Annotated in this window: 10 protein-coding genes and 1 pseudogene; 9 read left to right on the top strand and 2 right to left on the bottom strand. The window is 68.2% G+C overall.

Annotation, left to right across the window (positions count from 1 at the left end; all coding sequences use genetic code 11):
- Positions 1-206 precede the first annotated feature (206 nt).
- The 9 genes from sapR to HMPREF3115_RS17300 all read left to right on the top strand — a co-directional run bounded on the left by sapR (position 207) and on the right by HMPREF3115_RS17300 (position 8,072).
- On the top strand, positions 207-1,082 hold the full coding sequence (sapR, locus tag HMPREF3115_RS17340; protein ID WP_006403289.1) for a sap1 transcriptional regulator SapR: 876 nt from the start codon (positions 207-209) through the stop codon (positions 1,080-1,082).
- 16 nt (positions 1,083-1,098) lie between these two features.
- Positions 1,099-1,662: a D-alanyl-D-alanine dipeptidase gene (gene ddpX, locus HMPREF3115_RS17335; RefSeq protein WP_053298451.1), complete on the top strand. Its 564-nt coding sequence runs from the start codon at positions 1,099-1,101 to the stop codon at positions 1,660-1,662.
- Positions 1,663-1,717: 55 nt separating this feature from the next.
- The gene (locus tag HMPREF3115_RS17330) at positions 1,718-3,319 is read left to right on the top strand and encodes an ABC transporter substrate-binding protein (protein WP_070555342.1); all 1,602 of its coding nucleotides are present in this window, start codon (positions 1,718-1,720) and stop codon (positions 3,317-3,319) included.
- Positions 3,320-3,329: 10 nt separating this feature from the next.
- Complete coding sequence (locus HMPREF3115_RS17325) at positions 3,330-4,400, top strand: ABC transporter permease (RefSeq protein WP_006408454.1); 1,071 nt, start codon at positions 3,330-3,332, stop codon at positions 4,398-4,400.
- A 63-nt stretch (positions 4,401-4,463) separates the two neighbouring features.
- Positions 4,464-5,381 (top strand): nickel transporter permease, encoded by a 918-nt coding sequence (nikC, locus tag HMPREF3115_RS17320; protein WP_006403284.1) that lies wholly within the window; start codon positions 4,464-4,466, stop codon positions 5,379-5,381.
- A gap of 1 nt (position 5,382) precedes the next feature.
- Positions 5,383-6,288, top strand: coding sequence for an ABC transporter ATP-binding protein (locus HMPREF3115_RS17315; protein WP_070555340.1), 906 nt, complete (start codon positions 5,383-5,385; stop codon positions 6,286-6,288).
- Positions 6,285-7,046, top strand: a complete 762-nt coding sequence (locus HMPREF3115_RS17310) for an ABC transporter ATP-binding protein (RefSeq protein ID WP_070555337.1) — start codon at positions 6,285-6,287, stop codon at positions 7,044-7,046. The genes HMPREF3115_RS17315 and HMPREF3115_RS17310 overlap by 4 nt, the downstream gene beginning before the upstream one ends.
- A gap of 117 nt (positions 7,047-7,163) precedes the next feature.
- Entirely contained in the window at positions 7,164-7,418 is a 255-nt protein-coding gene (locus HMPREF3115_RS17305) for a GlsB/YeaQ/YmgE family stress response membrane protein (protein ID WP_006403276.1), read from the top strand.
- Positions 7,419-7,745: 327 nt separating this feature from the next.
- The gene (locus HMPREF3115_RS17300) at positions 7,746-8,072 is read left to right on the top strand and encodes a type 1 fimbrial protein (protein WP_006403275.1); all 327 of its coding nucleotides are present in this window, start codon (positions 7,746-7,748) and stop codon (positions 8,070-8,072) included.
- Between the two features lie 25 nt (positions 8,073-8,097).
- On the opposite strand, the gene HMPREF3115_RS17295 is transcribed toward HMPREF3115_RS17300, so the two are convergent.
- Entirely contained in the window at positions 8,098-8,970 is an 873-nt protein-coding gene (locus tag HMPREF3115_RS17295) for a LysR substrate-binding domain-containing protein (protein ID WP_035487593.1), read from the bottom strand.
- A 107-nt stretch (positions 8,971-9,077) separates the two neighbouring features.
- Positions 9,078-9,285, bottom strand: a pseudogene (locus tag HMPREF3115_RS17290) (class A beta-lactamase); the annotation flags it as partial.

The raw sequence follows: 9,285 nt of genomic DNA, 5'->3' as shown, positions 1-9,285 counted from the left end.
CGCCGCCGAACGCCTCCTCACTGGCCGACGTCGCGCGCGACAGCAGCCGTCTACGCCTTCGGCCCCTGCGCCGGCGTGGTGGTTACCCGCCTCGAGCGCGCTCTATCGCCACCGCCCCTCGATAGTTTTTGTCCACTAGCGCGAATGTTTTTGGCTTTGTTAGATACGTGACATTCCAATGTCAAACGACAACGATCTAACATCCGATGGCTTGCACGTTCGTCCGTACCGTCGAATCGCGCTTTGCCGAGCTGACGCCGACCGCGAAGCGCATCGCGAGCTACATGCTCGCGAACGTCGACCGGCTCGGCCTCGAAACGGCCGACCAGATCGCGCAGCAGACCGGCACGAGCGGCATCTCGGTCGGCCGCTTTCTGCGCAGCGTCGGCTATCGCAATCTCGACGACCTGAAGCGCGAGCTGCGCGGCGCGAGCGACCGGCCGTGGATGATCACCGACCGTCTCGACGAATATCGCCGGATCGCGCGCACCGCGCCAAGCGGCGACGCAGGCGGCGAGAACGCGCTCGCCTCGTCGCTCGAACGCGAGCTCGATGCGATCCGCCACGTGTACCGGCTAGCCGAAGGCCCGGTGTTCGCGCAGGTCGCCGACCGCATCGCGCATGCCGATGCGGTGTTCATCGTCGGGATCCAGTCGACGCGCGGCATCAGCAACGCATTCAGCAGCTACCTCGAATATCTGCGCCCGCGCGTGTTCTATTCGGACGGCCAGTCGGGCTCGTACGTCGATTCGCTGAACTCCGAATTCGAGCGGCCATACTCGATCGTCACCGACACGCGCGCGTATTCGCGCACCGCGCGCCGCTACTGCGAAACGGCGGCCGAGCTCGGCCAGCCGTTCGCGCTCGTCACCGATCTGTATTGCCCGTGGGCACGCGACTGGCCGGCCGACCTGCTGCAGGTGAAGACCGACGTCGGCCAGTTCTGGGATTCGCTCGCGCCGCTCACGTGCCTGTTCAACCTGTTGATCACGGCCGTCGTCGACCGTCTCGGCCCCGCCATCGACCGGCGCGTCGCGCGCAACCGCGAATTGCAGCGCACCTTCGATCAATTCGAATCCTGAGAGAACCCATTTGCCGATGAACGATCACCGCCTCGTCGAAATCACGCCCGCCACGCATCGCGTCGAGATCGACCTCGTCTATGCGACCGAGCGCAATCTGACCGGCAAGCCGATCTACCGCCGCGCGCACTGCCTGTTGCTCGCGCCGGCCGAAGCGGCGCTGCGCCGCGCGGTGGACGTCGCCGCGCAGGCCGGCTTCACGCTGCGCATCTACGACGCGTATCGGCCGCCGCAGGCGCAGCAGGTGCTGTGGGACTTCCTGCCCGACCCGAACTTCGTCGCCGATCTCGGCCGCGGCTCGAATCATAGTCGCGGCACGGCGCTCGACCTGACGCTCGTCGGCACCGACGGCGAACCGCTCGACATGGGCACCGGCTTCGACGAGATGGTGGCCGCATCCGGGCACTTCCACGTGGGGCTGCCCGAGGCCGTGCAGCGCAACCGGCTGCTGCTGCTCGGCGTGATGCATGCGGCCGGCTTCGCGCATATCGACAGCGAATGGTGGCACTACGAGCTGCCCGGCTCGCGCGCGCTGCCGCTGATCGACAACGACGCCAGCGGCCCGTGGCGCCTGATGTGACGCACGTCCCCCTTTCCGTTCACGTTCAACGACATCAACGACAGATGGAGCGCCCATGAAACCCCTGACATCCCGGCTCGTCAGCGCCGCCGTGCTCGCCGCCGCACTGACCTCCGCACCGTTTTCCGCCGCACGCGCGGAAACCCCGAAGGACATGTTCGTCATGGCCACGCTGCTGGACGAATTCATGACGCTCGATCCGGCCGAGATCTACGAGCTCGTGCCCGAGGAATACGTCGCGAACACCTACGACCGGCTCGTGCGCGTCGACCTGCGCGATCCGTCGAAATTCAACGGCGACGTCGCGCAGTCGTGGACGGTCAGCGCGGATGGCCTCACCTACACGTTCAAGCTGCGCAGCGGGCTGAAGTTCCACTCGGGCAACGCGCTGACGGCCGACGACGTCGTCTGGTCGATCCAGCGCGCGGTACTGCTCGACAAGGGCCCCGCCGCGGTGCTGACCGGCATCGGCTTGACGAAGGCGAACGTGGCCGCGAACGTGAAGAAGCTCGACGACCAGACGGTATCGATCACGACCGACCGCAAGTACGCGCCGACCTTCGTGCTGAACGTGCTCGGTTCCTGGCCCGCCTCGGTCGTCGACCGGAAGCTGCTGCTGTCGCACCAGCAGGGCAACGACCTCGGCAACGCATGGCTGAAAACCAACGAGGCCGGCTCCGGCGCCTACAAGCTCGCGAAGTGGACGGCCGGCGACAGCATCGTGCTGCAGCGCTTCGACGGCTATCGCCTGCCGCTCGCGATGAAGCGCATCGTGCTGCGTCACGTGCCCGAGGCGGCCAGCCAGCGGCTGCTGCTCGAGAACGGCGACGTCGACGCCGCGCGAGACCTGAGCCCCGACGATCTCGCGGCCGTCGTGAAGTCCGGCAAGGCGAAGGTCACGGCATCGCCTCAGGCGACGCTGCTCTATCTCGGCCTGAACACGAAGAACGCGACGCTCGCGAAGCCCGAAGTGCAGGAAGCGCTGAAATGGCTCGTCGACTATGCGGGGATCCAGCACAACGTCGTGAAGACGACCTACAAGGTGCATCAGACCTTCCTGCCCGAAGGCTTCCTCGGCGCGCTGAACACGAACCCGTACAAGCTGGACGTCGCGAAGGCGAAGGCGCTGCTCGCGAAAGCCGGGGTGCCGAACGGTTTCTCGGTGACGATGGACGTGCGCAACGACTATCCGTACACGGAGATCGCGCAGGCCGTGCAGGCGAACTTCGCGCAGGCGGGCATCAAGGTGCAGCTGATTCCGGGCGACAACAAGCAGACGCTCGCGAAATACCGCGCGCGCCAGCACGACATCTATATCGGCGAATGGTCGGCCGACTACATCGATCCGCACAGCAACGCGCAGGGCTTCGCATGGAACCCCGACAACGGCGACAAGTCGCCGTACAAGATGCTCGCCTGGCGCAACAGCTGGGACATCCCGAAGCTGACGAAGGAAACCGACGCGGCACTCGCCGAACCGACCGCCGCCAAGCGCGCGGCGCTGTATCAGGCGATGCAGAAGGAGCTGCTCGCGCAGTCGCCGTTCGTGATCATGTTCGAGAAGGTCGCGCAGGTCGCGACGCGGCCCGGCGTCAGCGGGCTCGAAGTCGGACCGATCAACGATCTCGTGTCCTACCGCAACCTCAAGAAGCAGTAACGGCCGCCGCATGTCGACTCCCGTCTCCACTCTCGAAGCGCTCCGCACGCTGCCCGCGCGGCGTCCGGCCGTCCGCTGGATGCTGCGCGTGCTGCGCTGGGCCGTCACGCTCGCCGTCACGTTCGCGGGGCTGCTCGCGCTGACCTTCGTGATCGGCCGCAAGGTGCCGATCGATCCGGTGCTCGCGATCCTCGGCGATCGCGCGTCGGCCGAAGCGTACGCGGCCGAGCGCATCGCGCTCGGACTCGACAAGCCGCTCGTCACGCAATTCCTGATCTACGCGCGCGACGTGCTGCACGGCAATTTCGGCGTCTCGCTGCTGACGTCGAACCCCGTGCTCGACGATATCAAGCGCGTGTTTCCCGCGACGCTCGAACTCGCGACGATCGCGACGCTGATCGGCATCGCGATCGGCGTGCCGCTCGGTGTCGCGGCTGCGGTGAAGCACAACCGGCCGATCGATCACATCGCGCGCTTCATCGGGCTGATCGGCAATTCGGTGCCGGTGTTCTGGCTCGGGCTGATGGGGCTGCTGCTGTTTTATGCGCGGCTGCATTGGGTCGCCGGGCCGGGCCGGCTCGATCCGGTATACGACGGGATGGTCGACACGCGCACCGGCAGCCTGCTGATCGACGCGGTGCTCGCCGGCGAATGGGACGTGTTGCGCAATGCGCTCTCGCACATCGCGCTGCCGGCCGCGATCCTGGGCTACTACTCGGTCGCGTATCTGAGCCGGATGACGCGTTCGTTCATGCTCGATCAGCTCAGCCAGGAATACATCGTCACCGCGCGCGCCAAGGGCCTCTCCGAGCGCCGCGTGATCTGGCGTCACGCGTTCGGCAACATCGCGGTGCCGCTGCTGACCGTGATCGCGCTCACGTACAGCAACCTGCTCGAAGGCTCGGTGCTGACCGAGATCGTGTTCGCGTGGCCGGGCCTCGGTTCATACCTGACGGGCGCGCTGCTGAATGCCGACATGAACGCGGTGCTCGGCGCGACGCTCGTGATCGGCGTGATGTTCATCACCGTCAACCTGCTGACCGATGCGCTCTACCGCGTGTTCGATCCGCGTGCACGCTAAGGACCGCTTTGCCATGCCCGCTTCCCCGCTGCTTCCGTTTCACTCGCTTCCGAAGGTCGACCGATGACGAATGCCGACCGTGTCACGCTGCGCGCGTGGCTGCTTTCCGATGCGCCGGCGTCGCGCTCGCAGGCCGCGCTCGGGCTCACGTATCGCCGCTGGCGCCGCTTCGCGACGAATCCGCTCAACCTGTTCGGGCTCGCGATCCTCGTCGCGCTGATCGTCGTGGCGATCGTCGGCCCGCTGATCATGCCGCACGATCCGCTGCGCCAGGTGCTCGGCGATCGCCTGCTGCCGCCGGGCTCGCCGTCGCACTGGCTCGGCACCGACCAGCTCGGCCGCGACATCCTGTCCCGGCTGATCGGCGGGTCGCGGCTCACGCTCGGCATCGCGCTGCTCGTCGTCGCGATCGTCGTGCCGATCGGACTGGCGATCGGCACGACGGCCGGCTATTGCGGCGGCTTCGTCGACAGCGTGCTGATGCGCATCACCGATATCGCGCTCGCGTTCCCGAAGATCGTGCTCGCACTCGCGTTTGCCGCAGCGCTCGGGCCGGGCGTCGTCAATGCGGTCGTCGCGATCTCGATCACCGCGTGGCCTGCCTATGCGCGGCTCGCGCGCGCCGAGACGATCCGCATCGCGCAGGCCGACTACATTCATGCCGCGCGGCTGCAAGGCGCGTCGGGACCGCGCATCCTGCTGCGCTACATCGTGCCGCTGTGCATGTCGTCCGTGATCGTGCGCGCGACGCTCGACATGGCCGGCATCATCCTGACCGTCGCCGGCCTCGGCTTCCTCGGCCTCGGCGCGCAGCCGCCGAGCCCCGAATGGGGCTTCATGGTCGCGTCGGGCCGCAACGTGCTGCTCGACGCATGGTGGGTCGCGACGCTGCCCGGCGCGGCGATCCTGCTCGTGAGCCTCGCGTTCAACCTGCTCGGCGACGGGCTGCGCGACGTCTTCGATCCGCGACATGGAGCGTGACATGCAAACCACTTCCACCGTCGCAACCGCCGCGCCGCTGTGCGAGATCGACGGCCTGAAAATCGGCTTTCGCGGCCACGACGGTACCGTCATCGACGCGGTGCGCGACCTCTCGCTGACGCTCGCACCGGGCGAGCGGCTCGGCATCGTCGGCGAATCGGGGTCCGGCAAGTCGCTGACGGGCCGCGCGCTGCTCGGGCTGCTGCCGGACGCCGCGCGCTGCTCGGCACGGACGATGCGCTTCGCGGGCCACGACCTGCTCGCGATGTCGCCGCGCGAGCGCCGGCGCCTGTGCGGCAGTCAGATGGGCATGATCCTGCAGGATCCGAAGTATTCGCTGAACCCCGTGATGACCGTCGCGAAGCAGATGGGCGAAGCGTTCCGGCGCCACGAGCCGGGCCTGCGCGGCCGCGCGCTGCGCGAGCGGATCGTCGAGGCGCTCGCGGCCGTGCAGATCCGCGATCCCCAGCGCGTGGCCGACGCGTATCCGCACGAGCTGTCCGGCGGGATGGGCCAGCGCGTGATGATCGCGATGATGGTCTCGACGGGGCCGCGGCTGCTGATCGCCGACGAGCCGACGTCCGCGGTCGACGTTGCCGTGTCGATGCAGGTGCTCGCGGTGCTCGACGCGATGATCGCGCGGCACGATACGGGGCTGATGTTCATCAGCCACGACCTGCCGCTCGTGATGTCGTTCTGCGATCGCGTCGCCGTGATGTACGCGGGACGCGTCGTCGAGACCTGTGCCGCGCGCGATCTGCAGCATGCGACACATCCGTACACGCGCGGGCTGCTCGCGGCCAACCCGCCGCTCGCGAATCCGCCCGACGAGCTGCCCGTGCTGCAGCGCGATCCGGCATGGCTCGACGCGACCGCGCGCGCCATTCGACAGGAGGCTGCACGATGATCGACGTCGATCACGCATCGATCCGTTTTCCGACTCGCACGGGCCATGTCGACGCCGTGCGCGACGCGAGCTTCGCGGTGCGCGACGGCGAGGTGTTCGGCCTCGTCGGCGAATCGGGCTCCGGCAAATCCACGCTGCTGCGCGCGCTGACCGGCCTCGTTCCGCTCGCGTCCGGCCGGCTCTCGATCGACGGACGGCCGATCGCCGGCACGCCCGATCGCGCGTTCCGCCGCCGCGTGCAGATGGTGTTCCAGGATCCGTACGCGTCGCTGCATCCGCGCTTCACGGTGGATCAGACGCTGCGCGAGCCGCTGTCGATCCATCGGATCGGCGACGCCGACGCACGCATCGCGCGTGCGCTGTCCGAAGTCGGGCTCGGCCCCGCGTTCCGCTTCCGCTATCCGCATCAGCTGTCGGGCGGCCAGCGACAGCGCGTCGCCATCGCACGCGCGCTGATCCTCGAGCCGCGCGTGCTGCTGCTCGACGAGCCGACGTCCGCGCTCGACGTCTCCGTGCAGGCCGAGATCCTGAACCTGCTGCGGCGCCTGCATCGCGAACGCAACCTGACGATGATCATCGTCAGCCACAATCTCGCGGTGATCGGCTGCCTGTGCCAGCGCGTCGCGGTGATGCAGCACGGTGCAATCGTCGAACAGCTGCGGATCGAGGACGTGCGTGCCGGACACGTCGCGCGCGACTACACGCGCACGCTGCTGCAGGCGACCGAAGGCTATCGGCGCCTCGCGCCGGCCGCCTGACATCCCGGCGACGCAACGGCATGCGATACTGCGCCCGCCGCCGATGCACGGAACCCCGATGCGCCGCGCGGGTCCATTCCGTTTCGATAACCGCTGAACAGCGATAGGGAGGCATCCATGCTGCAATTCATCGAAACCCTCGTAGTCGGTCTGATCGTCGGCCTCCTCGCCCGTGCGCTCAAGCCGGGCGACGACAAGATGAGCCTGCTGATGACGACGATCGTCGGTATCGTCGGCTCGCTGATTGCCGGCTACGTCGGCCGGGCCGCCGGCTGGTATGCGCCCGGTCAGGGCGCGGGCTGGGTCGCGTCGATTATCGGCGCGATCGTGCTGCTCGCGATCGTCGGCGCGGTGCGCAAGCGCGCGACCTGAACGCCGGCGCGCCGCTTCGGCATGCCGTACGGCCGCTCGTTGCGAGCGGCCGTTTTTTTGCCGCGACCGGCAGCCGTTGCGCCCGCAACCGCACGCGCCGGACACCTGCTCGTGCACGACGCGACGCCGCACGATCCCGACTTGCGAACGCGCCGATTCCGTCTACATTGATTGAAACAGCCGCACGCCGCTTGTGCGGTTTCAAGATTTCGTCTTTTTCACTCAAGAGGTCCGATGCCGTTGCCGTTTACGTATTCAGCATCGCCGCGTTGACGGGCTGCCGTCCGAGCGGCCCCGCCGCGATGCGCTGCCACTCTGGAGCCTGTCATGAAGCATCGCGTGACCGCCGCATCGTTCGTCCTGGGTGCGTCGCTTCTGGCCTCGTCCCTGTCTTTCGCCGGCGCGACGTCCGGCGTCATCCATTTCTCCGGCATGATCGTCGAGCCGCCGTGCTCGTTCGCGCTCGATGCGCCGGCCGCGCACGTGCGGCCCGACTGTCCGCGTCCGACGGCCGGCCGCATCGAGTTCGTCGACGCGGCGACGTTGCAGCCGGTACGGACGACGACCTTTACGCAGGCGTCGCGCGCAATCTCTTTACCGACGCGCCCGGGCGGCGAACGCTCGCCGATGATCGCGATCGTCACGTATCAGTAAGCGGGCGGCCGCGCGCCGCACCGCATCAATCGCGATTGCGCGCGATCCAGTCGCTGAACGCGCGGATCTTCTGCTGGCTGCCGCCGCTCTCCGGGTACACGAAGAAGTAGCGCGCGCCCGTCTCGAGCACGATGTCAAACGGCCGTTCGAGCCGGCGCGCGCTGACGTCGTCGTCGACGAGCGTCACGTCGCCGATCGCGACGCCGAAGCCTTGCATCGCGGCGTTCGTCGCAAGATCGAGCGTGTCGAAGGTCGGCCCGCGCTCGGGATCGACCGTGCGCACGCCCGCGTGCTCGAGCCATGCGCGCCAGTCGCGATGGTCGCGCGTCGGATGCAGCAGCGTATGGCGCGCGAGGTCGTCGACCGCGTCGAGCGGCGCCGTTTGCCGCAGCTCGGGCGCGCACACGGGCGTGAGCCGCTCGCCGAACAGCGGCAGCGCGACCACGCCGGCGCCCGGCGACGTACCGTAGACGATCGCCGCGTCGAACGGCTCGGACGAGAAGTCGACCACGTGCTGCCATGCGGTCGTGATCTGCACGTGCAGATCGGGATGCTCGCCCTGAAAGCGCATGATGCGCGGCAGCATCCAGCGCATCACGCAGGTCGGCACCTTTAACGCGAGGTCGGTGCGCTGCCGCGTGAGCTTCGACGAAATGTCCTCGATCCGCGCGAAGCTCTCGTTGACGACCGGCAGCAGCTGTTCGCCTTCGGCCGTCAGCGTCAGCCCCTTCGCATGCCGCTTGAACAGCGGGAAGCCGTAATGCGCCTCGAGCGTCTGGATCTGTCGGCTCACCGCGCCCTGCGTCACGCACAGCTGCTCGGCCGCGCGCGTGAAGCTGCCGTGACGGGCGACGGTCGAGAAGATCTGCAGCGCGTGCAAAGGCGGAAGTCGGCGCATGGCGAAGCGAAGTGAGCGGAAAGACGGCGCGCCGGCGGCGGCACGCGCTGCCGACACGATAAGGCAAACGCCCGCTCGACGCGAGTGCCGGCGCCGCGCCGGGCGCGCTATGCGGTTGCCGTCAGCGCGTTCGCGACGATCCGCGCGGCCGAGGCGATCACGTCGCTGCGCGGCGCGGCATCGGCGCGCGGCTGCGTGAACGACACGGCCATCACGATCGGCGCACGCGACGGCGGCCACAGCACCGCGACGTCCGTCGTCGTGCCATAGCCGCCCGCGCCACGCTTGGCGGCCACGCGCCAGCCCGGCGGCACG

This window comes from Burkholderia sp. HMSC10F09 (assembly GCF_001806955.1).
Classification (GTDB): Bacteria; Pseudomonadota; Gammaproteobacteria; order Burkholderiales; family Burkholderiaceae; genus Burkholderia; species Burkholderia multivorans.
The sequence above is the reverse complement of the archived record's forward strand: the minus strand, read 5'-3'. Positions and strand labels throughout refer to the sequence as shown.

Coding starts and splice junctions, on each gene's coding strand:
- sapR (WP_006403289.1), top strand. CDS start 207: ATGGCTTGCACGTTCGTCCGTACCGTCGAATCGCGCTTTGCCGAGCTG.
- ddpX (WP_053298451.1), top strand. CDS start 1,099: ATGAACGATCACCGCCTCGTCGAAATCACGCCCGCCACGCATCGCGTC.
- HMPREF3115_RS17330 (WP_070555342.1), top strand. CDS start 1,718: ATGAAACCCCTGACATCCCGGCTCGTCAGCGCCGCCGTGCTCGCCGCC.
- HMPREF3115_RS17325 (WP_006408454.1), top strand. CDS start 3,330: ATGTCGACTCCCGTCTCCACTCTCGAAGCGCTCCGCACGCTGCCCGCG.
- nikC (WP_006403284.1), top strand. CDS start 4,464: ATGACGAATGCCGACCGTGTCACGCTGCGCGCGTGGCTGCTTTCCGAT.
- HMPREF3115_RS17315 (WP_070555340.1), top strand. CDS start 5,383: ATGCAAACCACTTCCACCGTCGCAACCGCCGCGCCGCTGTGCGAGATC.
- HMPREF3115_RS17310 (WP_070555337.1), top strand. CDS start 6,285: ATGATCGACGTCGATCACGCATCGATCCGTTTTCCGACTCGCACGGGC.
- HMPREF3115_RS17305 (WP_006403276.1), top strand. CDS start 7,164: ATGCTGCAATTCATCGAAACCCTCGTAGTCGGTCTGATCGTCGGCCTC.
- HMPREF3115_RS17300 (WP_006403275.1), top strand. CDS start 7,746: ATGAAGCATCGCGTGACCGCCGCATCGTTCGTCCTGGGTGCGTCGCTT.
- HMPREF3115_RS17295 (WP_035487593.1), bottom strand. CDS start 8,970: ATGCGCCGACTTCCGCCTTTGCACGCGCTGCAGATCTTCTCGACCGTC.